The organism is Labilithrix luteola, assembly GCF_001263205.1.
GTDB lineage: Bacteria > Myxococcota_A > Polyangia > Polyangiales > Polyangiaceae > Labilithrix > Labilithrix luteola.
The window spans coordinates 2,946,312-2,966,176 of sequence record NZ_CP012333.1; the positions used below are offsets into that span (position 1 = coordinate 2,946,312).

At 67.0% G+C, this 19,865-nt stretch carries 22 protein-coding genes; 13 read left to right on the forward strand and 9 right to left on the reverse strand.

The features are described 5' to 3' along the window. Positions 1–124: 124 nt before the first annotated feature. Positions 125–1,201, forward strand: a complete 1,077-nt coding sequence (locus AKJ09_RS13355) for a hypothetical protein (protein ID WP_146647582.1) — start codon at positions 125–127, stop codon at positions 1,199–1,201. Between the two features lie 181 nt (positions 1,202–1,382). Here the strand turns inward: AKJ09_RS13355 and AKJ09_RS13360 are convergent, their stop codons facing one another. The 4 genes from AKJ09_RS13360 to AKJ09_RS52950 form a co-directional block, all read right to left on the reverse strand. Further along, complete coding sequence (locus AKJ09_RS13360; RefSeq protein WP_146647583.1) at positions 1,383–1,643, reverse strand: hypothetical protein; 261 nt, start codon at positions 1,641–1,643, stop codon at positions 1,383–1,385. 409 nt (positions 1,644–2,052) lie between these two features. Continuing rightward, positions 2,053–3,399: a 3-deoxy-7-phosphoheptulonate synthase class II gene (locus AKJ09_RS13365; RefSeq protein ID WP_146647584.1), complete on the reverse strand. Its 1,347-nt coding sequence runs from the start codon at positions 3,397–3,399 to the stop codon at positions 2,053–2,055. Positions 3,400–3,466: 67 nt separating this feature from the next. Then, positions 3,467–4,564 (reverse strand): hypothetical protein, encoded by a 1,098-nt coding sequence (locus AKJ09_RS13370; RefSeq protein ID WP_146647585.1) that lies wholly within the window; start codon positions 4,562–4,564, stop codon positions 3,467–3,469. 48 nt (positions 4,565–4,612) lie between these two features. Continuing rightward, entirely contained in the window at positions 4,613–5,959 is a 1,347-nt protein-coding gene (locus AKJ09_RS52950) for a serine/threonine-protein kinase (RefSeq protein WP_169927513.1), read from the reverse strand. A 177-nt stretch (positions 5,960–6,136) separates the two neighbouring features. Here AKJ09_RS52950 and AKJ09_RS52955 point away from each other — a divergent pair, with 177 nt between their 5' ends. From AKJ09_RS52955 to AKJ09_RS13395, 4 genes are all read left to right on the forward strand, one after another. Then, positions 6,137–7,495 carry a phenylacetate--CoA ligase family protein gene (locus tag AKJ09_RS52955; protein WP_169927514.1) on the forward strand — a complete coding sequence of 453 codons (1,359 nt, stop codon included), beginning with the start codon at positions 6,137–6,139 and terminating at the stop codon, positions 7,493–7,495. Further along, entirely contained in the window at positions 7,492–8,715 is a 1,224-nt protein-coding gene (locus AKJ09_RS13385; RefSeq protein WP_146647588.1) for an aminotransferase class V-fold PLP-dependent enzyme, read from the forward strand. The genes AKJ09_RS52955 and AKJ09_RS13385 overlap by 4 nt, the downstream gene beginning before the upstream one ends. A gap of 204 nt (positions 8,716–8,919) precedes the next feature. After that, entirely contained in the window at positions 8,920–9,870 is a 951-nt protein-coding gene (locus AKJ09_RS13390; RefSeq protein WP_146647589.1) for a hypothetical protein, read from the forward strand. Beyond that, entirely contained in the window at positions 9,867–10,328 is a 462-nt protein-coding gene (locus AKJ09_RS13395) for a hypothetical protein (RefSeq protein WP_146647590.1), read from the forward strand. Before AKJ09_RS13390 ends, AKJ09_RS13395 begins: the two co-directional genes overlap by 4 nt. Before the next feature lies 1 nt (position 10,329). On the opposite strand, the gene AKJ09_RS13400 is transcribed toward AKJ09_RS13395, so the two are convergent. Then, complete coding sequence (locus AKJ09_RS13400; RefSeq protein WP_146647591.1) at positions 10,330–11,235, reverse strand: LysR family transcriptional regulator; 906 nt, start codon at positions 11,233–11,235, stop codon at positions 10,330–10,332. Positions 11,236–11,356: 121 nt separating this feature from the next. Here AKJ09_RS13400 and AKJ09_RS13405 point away from each other — a divergent pair, with 121 nt between their 5' ends. From AKJ09_RS13405 to msrB, 8 genes are all read left to right on the forward strand, one after another. Then, positions 11,357–12,211, forward strand: a complete 855-nt coding sequence (locus AKJ09_RS13405; RefSeq protein ID WP_146647592.1) for an oxidoreductase — start codon at positions 11,357–11,359, stop codon at positions 12,209–12,211. 50 nt (positions 12,212–12,261) lie between these two features. Continuing rightward, complete coding sequence (locus AKJ09_RS13410) at positions 12,262–13,152, forward strand: histone deacetylase family protein (RefSeq protein ID WP_146647593.1); 891 nt, start codon at positions 12,262–12,264, stop codon at positions 13,150–13,152. Between the two features lie 64 nt (positions 13,153–13,216). Beyond that, the gene (locus AKJ09_RS13415; protein WP_146647594.1) at positions 13,217–14,209 is read left to right on the forward strand and encodes a fibro-slime domain-containing protein; all 993 of its coding nucleotides are present in this window, start codon (positions 13,217–13,219) and stop codon (positions 14,207–14,209) included. A 174-nt stretch (positions 14,210–14,383) separates the two neighbouring features. Beyond that, a complete protein-coding gene (locus AKJ09_RS13420; protein WP_146647595.1) occupies positions 14,384–14,644 on the forward strand; it encodes a hypothetical protein in 261 nt (86 codons plus the stop codon). A 17-nt stretch (positions 14,645–14,661) separates the two neighbouring features. Then, positions 14,662–14,790, forward strand: a complete 129-nt coding sequence (locus AKJ09_RS55535) for a hypothetical protein (RefSeq protein ID WP_275936622.1) — start codon at positions 14,662–14,664, stop codon at positions 14,788–14,790. 147 nt (positions 14,791–14,937) lie between these two features. Continuing rightward, complete coding sequence (locus AKJ09_RS13425) at positions 14,938–15,687, forward strand: CDP-alcohol phosphatidyltransferase family protein (protein WP_169927515.1); 750 nt, start codon at positions 14,938–14,940, stop codon at positions 15,685–15,687. A 148-nt stretch (positions 15,688–15,835) separates the two neighbouring features. Further along, positions 15,836–16,492, forward strand: a complete 657-nt coding sequence (locus AKJ09_RS13430) for a DUF3047 domain-containing protein (RefSeq protein WP_146647597.1) — start codon at positions 15,836–15,838, stop codon at positions 16,490–16,492. Positions 16,493–16,604: 112 nt separating this feature from the next. Then, positions 16,605–17,240: a peptide-methionine (R)-S-oxide reductase MsrB gene (gene msrB, locus AKJ09_RS13435; RefSeq protein WP_240488467.1), complete on the forward strand. Its 636-nt coding sequence runs from the start codon at positions 16,605–16,607 to the stop codon at positions 17,238–17,240. A 9-nt stretch (positions 17,241–17,249) separates the two neighbouring features. Here the strand turns inward: msrB and AKJ09_RS13440 are convergent, their stop codons facing one another. From AKJ09_RS13440 to AKJ09_RS52960, 4 genes are all read right to left on the reverse strand, one after another. Continuing rightward, positions 17,250–17,942, reverse strand: a complete 693-nt coding sequence (locus tag AKJ09_RS13440) for a molybdopterin-dependent oxidoreductase (protein ID WP_146647599.1) — start codon at positions 17,940–17,942, stop codon at positions 17,250–17,252. Beyond that, positions 17,939–18,610: a cytochrome b/b6 domain-containing protein gene (locus AKJ09_RS13445; protein ID WP_146647600.1), complete on the reverse strand. Its 672-nt coding sequence runs from the start codon at positions 18,608–18,610 to the stop codon at positions 17,939–17,941. The genes AKJ09_RS13440 and AKJ09_RS13445 overlap by 4 nt, the downstream gene beginning before the upstream one ends. A 181-nt stretch (positions 18,611–18,791) precedes the next feature. Then, complete coding sequence (locus AKJ09_RS13450) at positions 18,792–19,667, reverse strand: alpha/beta hydrolase (protein ID WP_146647601.1); 876 nt, start codon at positions 19,665–19,667, stop codon at positions 18,792–18,794. Beyond that, complete coding sequence (locus tag AKJ09_RS52960; RefSeq protein WP_169927516.1) at positions 19,664–19,828, reverse strand: hypothetical protein; 165 nt, start codon at positions 19,826–19,828, stop codon at positions 19,664–19,666. Before AKJ09_RS52960 ends, AKJ09_RS13450 begins: the two co-directional genes overlap by 4 nt. Between the last annotated feature and the right edge of the window lie 37 nt (positions 19,829–19,865).

Sequence of the window (19,865 nt, forward strand, 5' to 3'; positions counted from 1 at the left end):
GCGCGAGACGTGCCGGAAAAAAGGGCGTCTCCGTCCTTTACTCCGCCCGCGCGGTCACCGACACTTGATGGTCGGTCACGGACGGCCGTCCAAACAGGACGAGCACGAGCGGCGCGAGCAAAACGTGGACACGAAGGAGCAAGAAGTCGCCATCGGGGAGCTCGAGGAGCGAGTCGACCGGCTCCGCGTGCTCTACGAGCAGTACTTCCTCGGCTTCGAGAAGCTCGAGCCGATGGTTCCGCGCAAAGACGTGGACCGCCGCTTCGCCGTGCTTCGGAAAGAGCAAATCCGAAACACGGCCCTGCGCTTCAAGTTCAACGTCGTCACGCAGAAGTACAACACGTACTCGATGTACTGGGTGCGCATCTGCCGCCAGATCGAGGAAGGCACCTACAAGCGCGACGTGCGACGCGCCAAACAGCGCTTCGGGGAAGATGCTCCGAGCGCGGACGCGTCGGTGGAGGTCGACCTCACGGATTTCGAACTCGACGGAGACGACCTCGACGCGGTCCTCGCGGAGGCCGATGCGGCAGCGGTCGCCTATGAGCGAGCAGCATTGGATACGGTGCCCCCGGCCGTGACCCGCTCGCTCCAGCCGGCACAGCACCCTGCGAGCGTCGTCATCCAGAATCCTCGGGGCGTCGTCGAGCGAGCGCCGGCCCCGGCCCAGACCCCGGCGGCCGCCACGCGGGTTGCTCGCCCGTACACGCCGGCCGCACCGCTGGCCGGTCAGCCCGCCCGCGTGCCCGCCCCCGCGGCGCTCCCTCCGGGCGCCAAGCCGAGGGTCGTCGTCCGTCGAGCAGGCGAAGCGCCTCCGCCGAATCAAGCGCCGGCCCGGGCACCGGCGCCCGCGCCTGCGCCCCCAACGTCGTCCGCTGCGTCCACGGGCCGCTATCCGGTCGCCCAGCAATACGCGTCCGACCCCCTCATCGACGCCACGCCGATGACCGCGCCGAGCCCGCCGGCTCGAGCCCCGAACCTGTCGCCCGCCCGCCAGCCGGGGCCTACACCGAGCTCCGCCGCACGTGTCCCGGTCGCGCCGGTCGCGCGGCCCGTTCCCATCTCGCCTCCCCGTCAGGCCGATGGCCAGGGAGTGCCGCCTCGCGGAGCGCCCATCCCGGAGGGCCAACGGCCGCAGATCCGACCGCGTGCGCCCCTTCCCCTTCCGAGCCAAGGGCAGCGTCCCAAGAAGGACGAATAGCTGGAGCTCGAACGAACATCGCCCGCCACGCTTGGCTACCTACGAGGTCGCTGGCGGGCGGGCGATGATTCGAAATCAGCTCGAAATCTGGCCGAAATTTGGCAGCGGAACGGCAGGCAGCGGAATGGCGGCGGGCCGTGGAGCGTTCGGATGTCGAACGCTCGCCAAAACCTAAAAAAGCCTAGTGCGTCGACGGGTACGACGAGCGGCGGACGCTCGACGGAATCGGCGTCTCCTCGGCGCTGCTCTCGTCGCAGAACAGAATCGCGCAGTGGCGGCTCTCGTTCTGGCGGATTCGCGTGCAGAGCTCGGCCAAGTCCTCGTCGGCATCGACGATGGTGCCCTCCACGGGCTGAGCGGTTCTCGCGTCGTATCGGCAGTTGTCGAGCGCAACCCAGCGGCCCCGATACGCATCACTCATACGAATCTGTGGCCATGTCATCCGACTACCCATGCGCGTTCTTTTGAACCTCTCCTGAAACAGTCACTGCCGCGAAGGCCCTGTGATTCGGTGATGGGCCCGAGAGACAGCGCGAAAAACGAACCGCGCTGCCACACGAAAGTCCCGGGTGAAGAACCCTCCACGGGGGACCGTCTCGCAGTGTGCTACATCGCTACAATGCGCCTCCGGGATCGGTCAAGGCGAGGGGTGTCGTTTTCGCGACACACCTGAACGACCAATCAGCCGCAAATGCGCCAAGTACGCGACTCGTCGATCACGACGAGGTGTCGAAGCCGAATACGGTTGAGCTTCGCGTCGAGCTTCGCATCGAGCTCTGTGGACCTCGATTTTCAACTTGATCGGCACGCGGTTGCTACTTGCGGCAAGCACCTCGCGCGTTCGCCCCGCGTTACTTACGGCGCTTCCCCATCCACTGACCGACGCGGAACGCCATCTCGAGGGCCTGCCGGTAGTTGAGGCGGGGGTCGCAAACGCTCGCGTAGTTCTTGTCGAGATCCTCTTCGGTCAGGCCGCCGCCGATGCACTCGGTGACATCGTCGCCCGTGAGCTCGAAGTGCACGCCGCCGAGGAACGTGCCCGAGTCGTGGTGGACGGCGAACGACTGCTCGATCTCGAAGAGGATGTCGTCGAAGCTCCGGGTCTTGAGGCCCGAGTTCGTCGACTTCGTGTTGCCGTGCATCGGGTCGCAGACCCACAGCACGCGAATCCCAGCGTTGCGAACGGCGTCGACGAGGGGGGCGAGGGACTGCTGGACGTGCGCGGCGCCCATGCGCGTGATGGCGACGAGCTTCCCAGCTTCGTTCTCCGGGTTGAGGCGGGAGAAGAGCCGGATGGCATCCTTCGGGTCGACCTTCGGACCGAGCTTCACGCCGACCACGTTCTGGATACCGCGGAAGAACTCGACGTGCGCTCCGTCAATCTCGCGGGTTCGCTCGCCGATCCAGGGCAGGTGCGTGGTCAGGAGGTAGTGGCCCTCGCGACGAGGAACCCGGCGGGTCTGCGCAGACTCGTAATGGAGGTTCAGGCCCTCGTGGCTCGTGAAGAACTCGACGCGCGTGAGCTCGTCGACCGTCGTCTCGCCCAAGGCCTCCATGAAGCGGAGGGCCTCGGACAGGCGGTGCGAGGTCTGGATGTATTCCTCGCGGAGCGCCAGCGGCAGGTCCGCACGCGAGAGGAAGGCGAGGTCCCAGTACTCGGGGTGGTGAAGGTCGGCGAAGCCGCCGGCCGAAAGGGAGCGCACGAAGTTGAGCGTGAGCGCCGAGTGCCCGTAGGCATCGAGCATCGCGCGCGGATCGGCACGACGCGCCTCGGCGGTGAACTCCGGGCGGTTGACAAGGTCACCGAAGTAGCTCGGGAGCGACAGGCCGTCGCGTTCCTCGGTCGCCTTGCTGCGCGGCTTCGCGTACTGGCCGGCGAGGCGCCCGACACGCACCACCGGCTTCTTCGCGGCGTGCACGAGAACGAGCGACATCTGAAGAAGGATCTTCAGCTTGTTCGTGATGATGCCCGGCTGGCAGTCCGCGAGCGTCTCGGCGCAGTCGCCGCCCTGCAGGAGAAAGCGCTTGCCCTCCTGCGCCTCGGCGATGTGCTGCTTGAGGCGCTCGACCTCCCAGGACGTCACCAGAGGAGGAAGCTGACGAAGCTTCGAAACCACCGACTGGACGCTATCGGCGTCGTCGTAGGCAATTTCTTGTGCGTGCGGACGGTCTTTCCACGAATCGATGTGCCAGGACACGACGGCAGCCTAGCGCACTGCGGCGATCGGAGTAGCGCTACCGCAACGTAAAGCGCCTCGAAATACTTCACTTGGCGAGGCGGAGCACAGCCTTGTCGGTCAGCCAGTACACGTGCGTCGCATCGACCGCGACAGCGCCCGGCTGAGCGAGCGCGCTCCCGGCGCCATCGACCACCACGGGATCGCCGCCGGCGATGGGCGCTCGCATGAGGCCGGAGCCGGCCGCGCTGCCGTCGCCGGAACGCACCGGAAACGCCGCGGCGGGAGCCGTCGTCGCGAACCAAAGGTTCTGGTCGTCCGAAGCGATGGCGCAAGCCGTGAACGTTCCGGCCGCCACGGTTGCCACGGCGTTACCTTCGAGCGAGAGCTTGCGCACTTCGCCCTTCATCGCCGGCCCGCCGGCCGAGGCGGGACGGCTCGTCCAGAACAGATGCTCCCCATCACGGATGAGTGCACACGGCTCGCCCGAGGACGCGAGGAGCTCGGGGGCGTGCGTGTCGAGGCCGACGCGCACGATTCCACCTGCCGCAGGCTTCGCGTCGGTGGGGCCCGTCGCGACGTAGACCGCGTTGGCGTCCGCTTCGACGCCTCGCACCGCACCTTCGACGGTCGCGAGTGCTTCGGGCGCGCCGCCGGCCTTGGCCACGCGACCGACCTCACCGGTTTCGCGTGCGAAATACACGTAGTCACCGGACAGCGAGAGGGCCACGGGAGACGCCTCGATGTCGGCGACGGTCGCCGGCTCGCCGCCCATGAGCGGAACGCGCACGAGGCGCCCATCGCTCGTGCCTACGAAGGCATCGTGTTCGTCGATGGCGAGCGCATCGTAGGTTGCGCCCTGGCGATCGACGGAGATCATGAGCGCCGGTCCAACGCGCTTGTCGGCGACGAAGAGCGCGCCGGCTTCGACGAGCTCGCCTCCGACGAACGTGTTGCGGGTCGTGAAGACGGCCGACGTCGACGACAGCGCGAGGGCCGAAGGAATGCCCACGTCTGAGGCGACGCTCTCGGGGCCCGTCCGCCCAGCCGGCGCGCCGACGCTGGGCGTGTCGCTGGACGGCGGCTCGTTCGTCGACGACGCACCTTGCGCGTTGGGAGACGGCTCGGCGACTTGTCCGCCGCAGGCCGCAAGCAACAGGACCATCGAAACCGCTGCCTTGCGCATGTGCTTCCGCTATCGGAACGGAGAGCAGCGGGCCAAGTTTTCGCGTCGTCAGAAGATGTCGGACTTGTCCCCGCGAACCGCGCGCGGTGACGAGACGGGCGCAGGAAGCACAATGGGTACGGAGGGTTCCTGGTGCGCAGACTTCGCCGATGCCACGGACGTCACGCGATGGTGTGGCGGCAGATCGGCATCCGCGACGGGCAGCTCGAACGATGGCGGAGCGAGCGACTCGCTCGTCGCAAGGGGCCCCGGCGGCATCACGAGGGCCGCCGCCTTTCGCTCTTCCGCCGCCGCCCATCGCATGGTCACGAAGAAAGCCGTCGCGGCGAGCAGGAGCGCGAAGCCGCCCAAAAGAAGCGCGGGCCGCGTGAACGATGGGGGCACGCCCGCGGCCTCGATCGCGGTCTCTTCGTCCCCCTTGGAGCGAAGGAACGAGGGGGATTCCACACCGTTTGCGACGTCGCAGAAAGCTTCGGCGAGCTCACCGGCGCTGGAAAAGCGGCGTTCGAGGCGTACGTCGAAGGCGCGCGCGAAGAAGTCCGCGAAGCGCGGAGGAAGATCGGCACGACGAGCATGCACCGGAATCGGATCGACGAGCGAGAGGCGCAGCATGATGTCCTCGGCCGACTCGCCGTCGAACGGCAGCTCGCCCGTGAGCATCACGTAGGCGATGACGGCCAGGGCCCAGACGTCGGCGCGATGGTCGATGTCGGGTTGCCCTCGTGATTGCTCGGGGCTCATGAAGGCGGGCGTTCCAATGACGACGCCACGCTGGGTCGCGTTCGGAGAACGGCGCTGGCGTTGGACCTTGGCGATTCCGAAGTCGAGGATCTTGAGGAGGTACTCGCCTTCTTCGTCCGCGGCGACGACGACGTTCGAAGGTTTGAGGTCGCGATGCACGATGCCGTCTTCGTGCGCAACGTCGATGCCGCGAGCGAGCTGGGAAACGAACTCCGCGGCTCGCTCGACGGAGAGCGTCCCCTGCGCCTCGAGGTAGCTGTCGAGCGAGGGCCCGGCGAGCAGCTCCATGACGAGGTAGGCCAGCGGAGGGTCGTCACCATGATCGGTCACGCTCACCACGTGACGAGTCTTGCGCGAGAGCGCCGCGGCACAGCGCGCTTCGACGAGGAAGCGTGCGGACGCGGAGCTGCCGTCTTGATGATCGTGATCGCGCATCACGAGCTTGATGGCGACGAGCTCGTCGAGCGACGCGTGGCGCGCACTCCAAACTTCGCCCATCGAGCCGGTGCCGAGCTTACAGACGAGCTCGTACTTGTCGGCGATGACCAATCCGGCGCGTAGCGCGGGCGGAACGGAAGAGGTCGCGGGAGTTCGATCGTCGCCGCCGCCATAACGCGCGTTGTTCGCGGGAGGCGCTTTTGAAGGACGATCCATCCGCTCAAGTATACCGATCTGCACACCCCGTGCATCTGCCGAGCTTGGGTGTGATCCCCCTACTCCGGGCGCTCGGAGCGCGACCGTCCTGCCGCATCGCGTCGTGCAGACGAACTGCGTTTTACGCAGCTGCCCCCGATTCGCCACGAAGCGCTCTGTGCTATCTGCGCGGCCATCATGAGATCGGACGGAGGCACGCTGCTTTCGATCTCTTCGCCGCAGAAGCGCGCGGAGCTTTCGCCCCCCCCACCTGTTCGCGACGAGCAGCACGAAGCGCGCACCGTGCGCGCCATTCGGCAGGCGCTCGCGACCGTCCCCTTCTACGCGAAGCTCGGACTCGCCGCGCCCGCGCCGGGGGAAGACGCGACGCTCGCCGAGGTGCTGCCGAAGCTGCCGCTCCTCACGCCCGCGAAGATCCGCGCGACGCTTCCCAAGGCGTGGCTCCCCGAAGGACGCGACGTCCGCGCCGAAATGGCGGAGGGAAAGATCAGCGTCGTCGAGACCGGCAGCGGCGACGCACGCACGCGCATCCTCTGGGACGGCGCCTGGTGGCGACGCCAGGAAGACCGCGCGCTTCGCGTGAACCCGCGCATGCTGAGCGCGATGGCCGGCGAGATGGGCGCCTACCGCGACTCCGTCTTGTGGGTTCCCGAACGTGGCACCGGCTCGTGCGGCGCGGGCGACCCGTCGTACGAGGATCGCCTCGAGGGCGCGCGCCTCCACCTCAACTCGCGCCAGGATCCCGCGTTCTGGACCGAGAGCGTCATGACGCGCATGCTCGACGAGCTCGCGCTCCACGGAACCGTCGGCCTCCTCGCCGATCCGTTCTACCTCGACGTGCTCGCACGCCACGCGATCAGCCTCGGTCGCAAGCTCGACGTGAAGGGCTTCGTCGCCCTCACGCGCGCGCTCACCACGTCGGCGCACCGTGAAGCCATCGGCAAGGTGCACGATCACGTGGTCGACGTCTTCGGCGCTCGCGAGGCGGGCATTCTCTTCGTCGAAGCCGAAGACAAGAAGTTGCATCATGCACCGAGCACCACCCACGTGGAGCTCCTGCCCGCGAAGGTGGAGACGCCAGGCGCCGAGAACGTGGCGCTGGTCGTCGTGACCACGCTCGATCGCGACGTGCAGCCGCTCGTCCGCTACGTCCTCGGCGACCTCGTCGAAGTGGCGGAAGGCGCGCCGCGCTACACCACGGTCTCGCCCATTGCGCGCGTGTCCGGAAAGCTCGACGACGCCGTCGTTCGCCCCGACGGCGCCATCCTCACGCCTGCCGCGATGGATCGCGCGCTGGCGCCGCTCTCGCTCCGCGCGTACCAGGTCACGCAGCGCGAGCCGAACGCGGTGGAGATCGAAGTCGTCGGCGGCTCGGCTGACGCGGCTCGCGATGCCCTCGCGACGCTCGCCACCGGCATGACCGTCACGGCGCGATCGGCCACCGCCATCGCCGCCGAGCCCAACGGCAAGTACCACACTTCTCGTCGTCACATTCCGCTCGCACTCTCTTCATCGTTCGATGGAGCCGCATCATGAAGGACACGATCGATCGCCATGCCGAACGCGTTCGCCCCGAATTCCCGCTGCTGAAGCGCGAGTTCGACGGACGCCCCGTCGTCTTCCTCGACAACGCTTCGACGACGCCGAAGCCGCGCTCGGTCATCGACGCGGTCGTCAACGTCTTGGAGCGTTCGACGGCCAACGTGCATCGCGGCGTCCACAGCCTCGGCGAAGAAGCCACGCGCCTCTTCGACGAAGCGCGCCGTGAAGTCGCCTCCCTCATCGGCGCGACGCCGAACGAGATCGTCCTCGTTCGCGGCACCACCGAGGCCATCAACTTCGTCGCCAACGGTCTCGAGCTCGGCCCCGAAGACGAGGTCGTCTTCCCCGCGAGCGAGCACCACGCGAACTGGATCCCCTGGCGCGTGCACGGCAAGCCCGTGCCGATGCCGATCGACGAGGACGGCGTTCCGCGCTGGGAGACGCTCGCGTCGCTCATCACCAAGAAGACGAAGCTCGTCTCGATTGGTCACGTCTCCAACGTGACGGGTGCCATCGCCCCGGTCGAAGAGGTCGTTCGCATCGCGCACGAGCACGGCGTTCCCGTCCTCCTCGACGCGGCGCAGTCGCTCTCGCACTTGCCGCTCGACGTGAACAAGCTTGGCGTCGACTTCCTCGCCGCCTCGAGCCACAAGGCTTTCGGCCCGTCGGGCGTTGGCCTCCTCTGGAGCAAGAAGGACTTCCTCGCGAAGTGCCCGCTCTACCAGGTCGGCGGCGGCATGATCTCGCTGAACAACGACATCGACGTGGGCGGCTTCATCCCGCGCGACGCGCCGTTCAAGTTCGAAGCCGGCACGCCCGCCATCGAAGCGACGATCGGCTTCGGCGCTGCCGTGAAGTGGATGCGCGCCATCGGCATGGATGCGATTCGCGAGCACGACATCGCGATGAGCAAGTACCTGTTCGAGGGCCTGTCCGACATCAAGGGCGTGCGCGTTCTCGCCAAGAAGCTCCCGGTCGAGAAGCGCATCGCGCTCGCCACCTTCGTGGTCGATGCCCCCGCGATGACGCAGGAGAGCGTCGCGCGCGCGCTCTGCGACATGTTCGGCGTCTGCGTGTCGGCCGGCTTCCACTGCACGCACGTGCTCCATGCCCGCACGCACTTGCCGGGCACGGTGCGTGCGAGCCCGCACCTCTTCAACACCACCGCCGAGATCGATCTCTTGCTCGAAGGCGTTCGCGAGATCGCAGGCTGAGCACGGGACTCGATGGCTCCAGGCTGCAACTGGAGGATCGAAATCCCAGGACGTGAAACTTGCCTGGCAATGGCGATGGCCAGGCAACGAAGGCGGGTGATGCGCAGCTGATCTCCGGGACCTTGGAGGTGTCGACCTCCTTGGTCCCGCGGATTGCCAGGCGAGGGCCAATCGAACGGCACCGCCGATGCAATCTCGGTCGACATGCGCCTCGTCCAGCATGCCTCGGTCCTGCCCCTCCTCGCCCTCCTCGCGTCGGCGGCTTCGTTTGCCGCATGCGCGAAGGAAGAGACACCCGCATCGGGCCAAGCCTGGTCGTGCGGAAAGGAAGACGTGCCCGGCGGCGAGTCGATTCGCTGCGTGCAGTCTGCATTGGTGGTCGGCGGCCCTTCGGATCCCTCCGGCGGCGCAGGCAGTGGAACGGCCGACGCCGGCACGGGCAGCACGTCGTACGACTGCGCCCCCGGTTCGACGAACCCCGACTGCCCGCCCTCGGGGCCCGTCGGCTCGCAAACGGGGAGCTCCTCAACGGGGGGCGCCGGCAGCGGAACGAGCAGTGGCAATCCGCCTGTCGATTCCAACGGCGGTTCGGCCGAAAGCGGTGGCGCAGGAAGCGGAACCAGCGATGGCAATCCGCCTGGCAGTTCGCAAACCGGCAGCGCGTCCAATGGTGGTGGCGGCGGGAGCGACGAGTGCGCGTACACCGAGGATCTTCCGTACTGCAATCCCTCGAGCAGCACGGCCGACGGCGGAACGTCGAGCTCGGGGAGCTCAGGCGGCTCGAGCGACTGCACGCAGCCGAACTGCAAGGTCCCCCCTGGGCAGGCGAAGAAAGGTTCGTCGAGCGGACAGAGCGGCGAGAACTCGTCGGGCGGAACTTCGAGTGATGGAACGCCCGGCACGAAGAAGCCGTATCACTGCACGAAGGACGACAAGGGGAACAAGTCGTGCCTCAGCGAGCCGACGTGCGCACCCGGCTCGCATCCTGCTCCGTGCGGAGCGTGCGTGACCGACGACGAGTCGTCGAGTGACTGCGTTCCGCCCGACGCAGGCGGCTGCTGGGTCACCGGTGGTGGATTCATCGAAGCGGCGAGCCTCGTGCCCCTGCACCGGCCGACGGTCACGACAACTACGGCGGCAACGCCAAGCCGATGAAAGACGGCACGGTGAAGGGCCACTGGAACCACGTCGATCACGGCACCGGCAATCATGCGCTCGGCCGACCCGAGTACCTGTTCTGCCGTCACGTCGACGAGCCGGGCCCCGGACAGCCGGGTGGAAAGAAGGGCCTCACCTCGAACCAGGTCTATTTCGGCGGCCATGCGCGCTGGCGCTCGAACGACGTCTGGGAAGACGGCTACTGGTTCGACGTTGTCGCCAAAGATCACGGCGAGCCCGGCAGCGTTCCCAAGCCCTCCAAGAACGGCGGAATGGTCGACACGTACCACTTCACGATTCGGAAGATCATCGACCCGGCGAACCTCGCCTCGGGCACGGTCGTCTACGAAACGAAGGGCAACCTCGTCGGCGGCAACATCCAGATTCACCCGTCGAACGGCGGGCATCCCGGGGTGCAGTCGCCCCTGCCCTCGTGGGTGTCGCTCGAGCCGTGAGCTACTTCGGCTTCTTCTGCACGCGCGGCTTCATGAACGAGGCGAAGGCCTGGACCTTCGGACTCAAGTTCGAGCGGCTCGGGTAGTAGAGGAAGAAACCGGGAAACGGCGGACAGAACCCGTCGAGCACACGCACGAGCCGCTTGGCGTCGAGGTGCTCGCGTACGACGCTCTCGAAGACGTACGCGAGCCCCACGCCCTCGAGGGCGGCGTTCACCATGGCGCGGACGTCGTTGGCCACGAAGCGGCCTTCGACGCCGATGTCGATGTCTTCGCCGTTCACCGTGAACTCCCAGCGATAGACGGCGCCGCGCGAGATCGAGCGGTAATTGATGCAGTCGTGCGTGAGGAGCTCTCGCGGGTGCTTCGGTTTTCCGCGAACGGCGAAGTACGCGTGTGATCCGACGACCGCCATGCGCTGGTCGCCGCCGATCTTCATGGCCACCATCTCGCGATCGAGCATCTCACCGAGCCGAATGCCGACGTCGAAGCCCTCCTCGACGATGTTCACGAAGGCATCGTTGATCGACACGTCGAGCCGGATCTCCGGATAGGCGGCGAGGAACGCCGGAACGATGGGATCGACGACCTGCTCGTAAACGACGCGCGGGACCGTCAGCCGCAAGAGGCCCGCCGGCCGATCACGCAGCTCGTTCAGCGACTCGAACGCAGCCTGGACGTCGTCGAGGGCGGGCTTCAAACGCGACACGAAGCGCTCTCCGGCTTCCGTGAGGCCCACGCTGCGCGTCGTGCGCTGGAGCAGTCGAACGCCGAGCCGCTCCTCGAGCGCACGCACGCTCTGGCTCACCGCCGAAGGCGTGACCCGGAGCGCGGCTGCCGCCGCCGTGAAGCTTCGCTTTTCAGCGACGATCAGGAGCGCCGTGAGGCCGGAGAGGTCGTCCCGCATTTGTTAGAAGACCTTCATAGCACATCAACATTCATCGCCTTTTGCTTGGGCTCACCAAACCGTAGGTTCGTCTCGTCAGCGAGGCGCGAGCGCGAACGGCGCCGCCTCGGAGGAGCGAGTCATGAGCACGAAGAACGACAGCACGGCTTCGCAGGTTTGGTTCATCACGGGCGCCTCGTCCGGCTTCGGTCGAGCCATCGTGGACGACGTGCTGGCCCGCGGCGGCAAGGTCGTCGCGGCCGTGCGCACCCCGAGCGTCATGGAAGACCTGGCGAAGGCCAATCCTGATCGCGTCCACGTCGTGCGCCTCGACGTCACGAAGACCGACGAGATCCGTTCGGCCATTGCCTCGGCGCGCGAGCGCTTCGGACGCATCGACGTTCTCGTCAACAACGCCGGCTACAGCATGGTCGGAGCCGTCGAGGAGACGAGCGACGACGAGCTTCGTAGCGCCATGGAACTGATGTTCTTCGGCGCGGCGTCGCTGACGCGTGAGGTCTTGCCGGAGATGCGGGAGCGGCGTTCGGGAACCATCGTGCAGATCTCGAGCGTGGGGGGCTTCATCACGGCACCGGGGTTCGGGCCCTATTGCGCCGCGAAGCACGCACTCGAGGCGCTCTCGGAGGCGATGTCCGTCGAGGTCGCGCCCTTCGGTGTTCGCGTCCTCGTCGTCGAGCCCGGCGCGTTTCGCACGTCGCTCTTCGGACACGGGTTCCGCCGGATGCCGCCGATCGACGCCTACGCTTCGACCGTCGGACCGACGCGAGCCTTCACCTCGCAGTCCCACGGCGCCCAAGCGGGCGACCCCGTCAAAGCCGCGCGCGCCATCGTGGATGCGGTCGCGGCGGGCTCTCCCACGCTTCGCCTCCCGCTCGGCGCCGACGCGGTCAGCGGCATTCGCGACAAGCTCGCGGCCGTCGCGGCCGACGTGAGCCGCAACGAGGCCGTCGCCGTCGCCACGACGGTTGACGCCTGACCGCTCGGGTCGCGGAAAGGACGTCGAGCCGCTAAGGTTCTCGGCGTCCGATGCGGCTGATCTTCACCGAGAACGTTCATGCGCTGGCGCTACCGCCCGGGCACAAGTTCCCGCTCGGCAAGTACCAGCGCATTCACGACACGCTCGCGGCGGAGCACCCCGACCTCTTGATGCTCGGAGCCCCGGCGAGCACGACCGATCTCACGCTCGTGCACGAACCGAGCTACGTGCGCGCGGTTCGCGACGGAGAGCTCGAGACGAGCGCCGTCCGCCGGTTGGGGTTCCCCTGGTCGGAGTCGCTCGTGACCCGCTCGCTGCGCAGCGTGGGCGGTACGCTCGCCGCCCTGTCATGGGCGCTCTCGCAGGGCGCCGCCGGGCATCTCGCCGGAGGAACGCACCACGCATTTCGCGATCGGGGCGAGGGGTTTTGCGTCTTCAACGACATCGCCGTTGCCATCATGGTGGCCCGTCGCGATCACGGAGTTCGTCGCGCAGCCGTCGTCGACCTCGACGTGCACCAGGGCAACGGCACGGCGTCGATCTTCGAAAACGATCCAGCCGTCTTCACGTTGAGCCTGCACGCGCAGAAGAACTATCCCTTCCACAAGGAAGCGAGCTCGCTCGACGTTCCCCTTCCCGACGCGTGTGACGACGCGACGTATCTCGCGGCCCTCTCACCCGCGCTCGATCGCGTAGCCGCGCATCGCCCCGAGATCCTCTTCTACCAGGCGGGCGTCGATTGCCTTTCGGGCGATCGCCTCGGCCGAATGGCGCTCTCCCACGACGGACTCAGTCGTCGTGACGCCATGGTGTTCGACCTCGCCAAGCGCCTCGACGTTCCGCTCGTTGTCACGCTCGGCGGAGGATACGGGCGGGAAATCGAGCGAAGCGTGCAAGCCCACGTGGCGGTCTATCGGCGACTCGCGCGCACGTTCTCGTAGTCGACAGAAGCTCGGCCGTAGGACCACATTGGCGAAGCTTCCGACGGGTCCGTAGCATGGGCTCATGCCCTCTCGCGCCGTTCGTTCGCTTGGCCTTGCCCTCGCCGCTTCGCTTCTCGCGACCGCCGCCGCATGCGGGAGCACCGATGGCGAGTCCGAGTTCGGCGACGGAAAGCAGGATGCGTCGACGCCCGGCACCGGTGGGTCGAGCGGCAACCCCGGCTTCGGAGACGAAGCCGGTCCTGGCAGCGGCGACAGTGGCGGATCCTCGTCGGAGCCCGGCGTCCTCGAAGCGATCGTGCGCGACTTCAAGAAGTGGGACGGCAACGAAGCGAATACGAATCCGGATTTCGAGAACACCGGTTCGCTTCCGAACCAGGGCTCGTGGACGGAAGCGACGGACAAATGGTTTCCGGGCACACAGTTCCAATTCGACATCGTCGCCGCCACGCTCGGGGCTGACGGCAAGCCCGTTTACAACCCGGCGAGCATGTTCGATGGCAAGAACCAAACCCGCACGACGCACGGCAAGGCGGCGTTCGACGAGTGGTACCACGACACGCCGGGCAAGAACGTCGTCCGCAAGGTTCCTCTCCTGCTGACGAAGACGGCCAGCGGAACGTACTCGTACGACAGCGCGAAGGACGGCATCCTGCTCGACCCAAAGGACGCGAACTCGGGAAGGATGTTCTTCCCGATCGACGACGGGTCCGCCTACGCGACCACGGCCGACGGCTTCGGCAACCAGGGCAACCCGCACAACTATCACTTCACCGTCGAGCTCCACACGCGGTTCACGTACCGCGGCAACGAGAAGTTCAAGTTCACGGGCGACGACGACGTGTTCGTCTTCATCAACAACCAGCTCGTCATCAACATCGGCGGCATCCACTCGGTGCTCGAGAAGGAGATCTCGCTGCCCGACATCGCGAGCGCGATCGGCCTCCAAGTCGGCACGGAGTACCCGCTCGACTTCTTCCAGGCCGAGCGTCACGTGACGCAGTCGAACCTGCGCATCGACACGACGCTGGAGCTCGCCCCCGCCGTCGTACACTGAGGCTTGTCGCCGGCCGTTCACACGTCGATGTGACGGCGCGTTCTCTCGGGGCGGCAAAACGCGAGTGATTGCGGGGCGACGTCGCGGAACGGGTCGGCACGTGACGTGCTCTCGCCACCGGCCGTCATGCGCTCCGATCGAAGGCCCCCGAACGTCCAACCGAAAGGGATTCGGATGATGGGCGCCTACCTTCTGCTCGCGGGCGCGGTCTGCATCGGCATCAACGCGCATGCGTGGACCACCAAAGAGCTCTGGCCAAAGGCGCTCGTCGTGGCCCCGGCCATGCTGCTCCTCGGTTCGTGGCTTCTCTTCGACGCACGCGCGCTCGCGCGGGGCTCACGCCAGCAGCACAAGGCAATCCTCTGCGCGTGTGTCGGCGCCGGCTCGCTCCTCGGCGCCGGAATCGTGCACGCGCTGACCGGCCGCTTCTTCTGAGCCTCAGCGCCTGCCACGTGGGCACACAGCAGCTCGAGCAGCAGGCGTTCGATCGCCGCGACCCGAATGGCGAAGCGGAAGGCGATCACGAATTCGAAGCGGCCCTCGACAAGGACGCCGCGCAGAACCGCGCCAGCGACGCCTGACGCGCACGCGACGCCTTCGCACCGCTCACACGTTCAATTGATCCTCGCAGCGACGATGCCGACCCTGGGCCTGAACGTCTGCATGTCATGGACTTCGAAGGTTCTCTTTTCGTGGTTGCGCTCGGCGTACTGGTACTCGCATTTCGCGTGTCCGGACGAACGCGCTCGAACGCGAGCTTGGAGCTCGAACGCGGAGGGTCACCTCTTCTCGATCGAAGTCTCGTCGACGCGACGTACGGAGCGCTCGAACCGATGGCTCGCGCGTGCGTGCGCTTCGGGATCTCGGCAAACTCGGTCACGTGGAGCTCACTCGTTCTCGCCGTCGTTGCCGGCGGGCTCGTTGCGACCGGGCACTTCGGGCTCGCGGCGGCCACGCTTGCGCTGAGTGCGCTCGGCGATGGCCTCGACGGACTCGTTGCCCGCGGCTCGGGAACGGCGGGGAGGCGGGGCGAGCTGTTCGATGCCACGGCCGCTCGCTATTCGGAGATGGCCTTCCTCGCGGGCCTCGCCGTCCACTACCGGACCGAGATCTGGACGCTCATCCTCGCGCTCCTGGCCATCAGCGCCTCGACGATGACGAACTACGCCTCGGCCAAAGCAGAGGCTCTCGGCGTGCCAGTGCCTCGCGGCATCATGAGGCGCCCGGAGCGCGTCGCCTACCTCACGATGGGCGCGCTCCTCGTGCCGTTCGCGACCGCGCTCCTCGGCTTCGCCAGGCTCCGCCTGCCATCGACGGTGATGGAGATCTCCATGCTCGCGGCGCTCGCCATCGTGGCTGGCGTGGGCAACGTGTCGGCCATCCGAAGGCTCGCCGCCATCGCGCGTTCGGTGACCGCGCCGTCGCGCTGCATCACTCCCGAGCTTCGTCTTTCGGCCGCTCGCAAAGTCGACCGCTGAAGTGACGCCCACGAAGTGGGTGAGCCCTTGCGTGGTCACGGCCCATGCACGAAACCGTGCGCTCGACCATACGGAGAGCTTCGAGTCCTGCGTGCGGCGTGGTTGTTTTGAGCTGCGACGACGGCCTCACCGGCCGGAGACGACCCCGATGAAGTACCTCCTCCCCCTCCTCACGCTCGCGCTCGTCACCGCCACCGCCTTCCCGGCTAGTTCGGATTCGAATCAGATTCCGATTGGCGCCAAGGATTGGCGTGTCGTCGAGCAGAAGTCGGGACCGACGAACTATTACAAGGTCGTCGACGACCCGACGGGCGCCTTCGTTCGCGGGGAATACCAGCCGGGCATGAAGACGACGGTGCTCGGCTTCAAGGTCGAAGGTGACGACAAGTCCCGTGTGCGCGCTGCGCGGTGGCGCTGGCGCGCGATGACGCTGCCCCAGAACGGCGACAGCTGTGGTTCGGGAACGCGCGACTCGGCGGCGACCGTCTACGCCACCTGGAAGCGCGGCCTCAAGTGGTACACGCTCAAGTACGTGTGGGCCACGAACGGCTCGAAAGGCACCGTCTGCGACAGCAAGCGGAACCCGTTCGTCGCGCAAGACACGATCATCCTCGAAGCCGGTGGGCCGACGGGCGAATGGCGCATGGAATCGGTCGATCTGAATGCCGACTTCCGAAAGCACTTCGAAAACGGCAACCCCAATGCGGACGTGCCGGAGTTCCAGGGCCTGGGCATCATGACGGACGGCGACGACACGAAGACTCCGAGCTCGGCCGACTACGCGGGCTTCTTCCTCGTTCGCTGAGCTCGTCCGCTTTCGAACGCGCACCGAAACCAATCGCCCGCGAGCGGCGTATCCGATCCCGAGACGTCGGGCAGGAATGGTCCTGCCGACTTACGTTCTCGAGGAGACGCCAATGCTCGCCCGAATGCTCTTCCTCCCTGCAGCGCTGACGGCCTGCCTGCCCATCGTGGCTTGCCGAGCCGACGGAAAGGCGAAAGAGGCCTCGAGCACGGCGACGACGGACGGAGCCAGTGCCATGTCGACGCAAGCGACGCCGCCGAACGCCACGCCGGTGAATCCGCCCGCCAAGAGCCTCACTGCGGAGGAGCTTCGCGAACGCAAAGCGAAACTGACGCCCGAGCAGTATCGGGTGACCCAACGTTCGGGCACCGAACCGCCGTATCGGAACGCCTACGTCGACCAACACGCCCCCGGCATCTACGTCGACATCGTGTCCGGGGAGCCGCTCTTTTCGTCGAAGGAGAAGTTCGAGTCCGGCACGGGCTGGCCGAGCTTCTACGCGCCGCTCGAACCCGCGAACATCGCCACGAAGAGCGATCGCGAATACGGCATGACGCGCACCGAGGTCCGCTCGAAGATGGCCGATTCGCACCTCGGCCACGTGTTCGACGACGGCCCCGCGCCGACGGGACTTCGTTACTGCATGAACTCGGCCTCGATGCGCTTCGTCCCGGCCGAGCGGCTCACGATCGAGGGCTATGGCCAGTACGCCAAGCTCTTCCCCGACGTGAAGCAGGTCGAGCAGTAAGCCACACCGTCACGTTCCCGCGAACCACTCGTAGCCGCGATCTTCCCAGTAGCCACCGGTCATGGTCGGCAGGAAGAGCACCTCGGTCAGGTACTTCACGCTCTTGTACCCGAGCTTGATGGCCGAATAGAGCCGCAGCGGCGCTCCGTGCGCGGCTTCGAGGGGGTCGCCGTTCATCCCGTACGCGAGGATCGTCTGCGGATGAAGCGCGCTCGCAATGTCCCACGACGACGAGTAACCGCTGTCGAACGAGCGGAACTCGACGAACTTCGCGGCGGGATCGACACCGACGAGCTCGGCGAGCGCGCGCATCGACAGGCCATGCCACGCAGCGACGGCGGACCAGCCTTCGACGCAATGATGGCGAAAGCGAACGTCGATACGCGTGAGCCGCTGGAGGTCGGCGAGCGAGAGGTCCTGTGGGCGCGCAACCATGCCGCCGACGCGAAGATGCCAGTTCGGCGGCGCGACAGGCAGCGACTCCGACACGAAATACACTGGAAAATGCACGAAGGGCGTCAGCGCTTCGGGACCGGGATCGGCGGCGAGCTTCGTCTCCGAGAAGAGAGCCTGCTGTACGCGCGCGTTCCACCGCTCCATCGCGCCGAGGCCGCCTTCGTGAGGACGCTCGGTGTCGCACGCGACCGTGCTGGCAGCGAGGCCCGTGAGCAATGCACGACGACCGAGAATGCGCGAGCTCATTGTCCTACCGGGCCTCCGGTGATCATCGGCGGCAGCGTGCGCGGGTGGAACGCCACGAGCACGACGTGCATGATCACGAACAGCGCGAGCGCGACGAGGCCCACGAAATGGACGACGCGCGCACCATCGTAGCCGCCGAACAGCGCCGCGACGTAAGAGAGCTGCACGGGCTTCCACATGGCCAGCCCCGAGAGCACCTCCACGACGCCGAGCACGATCGCGGTCGTGTATGCCAGGCGCTGGAGCCCGTTGTAGAAGCCTTGCGCCGGCGCGTCGCGACGAAGCCGTAGATAGTGGGCGAAGGTTCCGACCGCTTGCTTCGCGTCGCGCCGCGGGAGGAAGAAGCGGCGACGCCACTCGCCGCTCGCGAACACGTACACGAGGTAGAGCAGCGCGTTGGCGACGAGCGCCCAGGCGAATGCAAAATGCACGTGACGAGCGCCCGCGAGCCAGCCGCCGATGCGCATCCACTCGGGCGCCGTCCAGTTCTGGATCGGAAACCACGTGTACATCTGCCCGCGCGGCCCGAAGTATGGGAACGCCATCAGAATCTGAAGACCGGAGCCCGCCATCACCGGAAGGAACACCACGTTCCCCCAATGCGTGAGCCGAACGATCCACGGTTGCGCGCGTCGTGCGCGGTCCCGCTGCTCTCTTCGCCTCGTCATGACGATCGACGATCGAGCAACGGCCACACCATCTCGTAAAAATAGGGTCGCCGTGCGGGCATCGTGCCGCGCGCGCCTTCCGTCGCAGTCCCTGCAGGAAGAGCTGCTCGATGCGCTCTGCGTCGACCATGACGCGCTTTCGGAAACGCGGGAGGCCTCGGGCGTGACGCGTCGAAGCCGCTCAGTCGAAGTCCTCGGTCCGCCCGGGCAAGGGCTCCTCGGTTTCGGCCGGTGTGTACCCCGACCAGCCGTCGAGGCCTTCCACGAGCCAGGGCCAATCGCGGCTCACGCTCTGAACGACGGTATCCCAGATGCCGTGCCGGTTCGTGCCGGCGATGTTCAGTCGGGCGTGCGCTCCGCGCTTCCGGACGTTCTTGGCGGCGTTCCGATAAGCCGCCTCGCAACCGGTCGTCGTGCAGGAGAAGAGACCACGCTCGCCTCCGCCTTTGACCCACGACGCGGCGAAGTTCATGACCGTATCGGGATCGTAGGCCGACTCCGAGAGCGCCACGCGCCGGTAGGTCGCCGGAGCCTCCTGCGCGAGCTGCGCCGCTTGGCTCGCACCACGTGAGAAGCCGACGAGCACCATCGGGCCATCGTGGATCCAGTCACCGAAGACCTTCCGCGTAGCTTCGAGCGTGCGCGCGACGCGTGGCTTCGTGTCGGCGGGATGCGACCACGAGAGGCCGTATTTCGAGCTGCCTGGGCCTCGTGGGCAGACGATGAAAGGATACGCATTGGCGATACCGCGCCACTCGCCGCAGGCCCACTCGGGTCGGTCACCGCCGCCGTGCAATGCGACCACGATCGGACGCGGCTCGCGCGCTCCGAGCGGCACGGTGACGAAGCCGAGCGACGTTTTGCCACCATCGGTCTCGTCAGAGAGCTCGACGATCCAGGGATGATTCGTGAGCTCGCGCGCGGGCGACGATGCTTGTGCTGGCTGCGTCTTGGCTGGCGCCTGTGCGTCGACCGGCTCGGGTGTGGTGGAGGCGTGGCGAGCACACGCGCTCGCGAGGAGGAACAGCGCGGAGGGGAATGCCTTCCGGGAGATCACTCGTCGCCGCCGTCGAGGTCCGACGGATCGGCGCCGACCTCGCTCGCGCGAATGCCGAGACGCGCCGCCAGACGCTGCAAGAAGCGCCTGCTCACGCCGGCGATCTCTACCGCGTGGGTGGGAGCAACGCGCGTGGTCTCGTCGTCGATGAAGTCGTTCACGTCACGAGCATGGTAGCGGACGGAACGATCAGCGCGG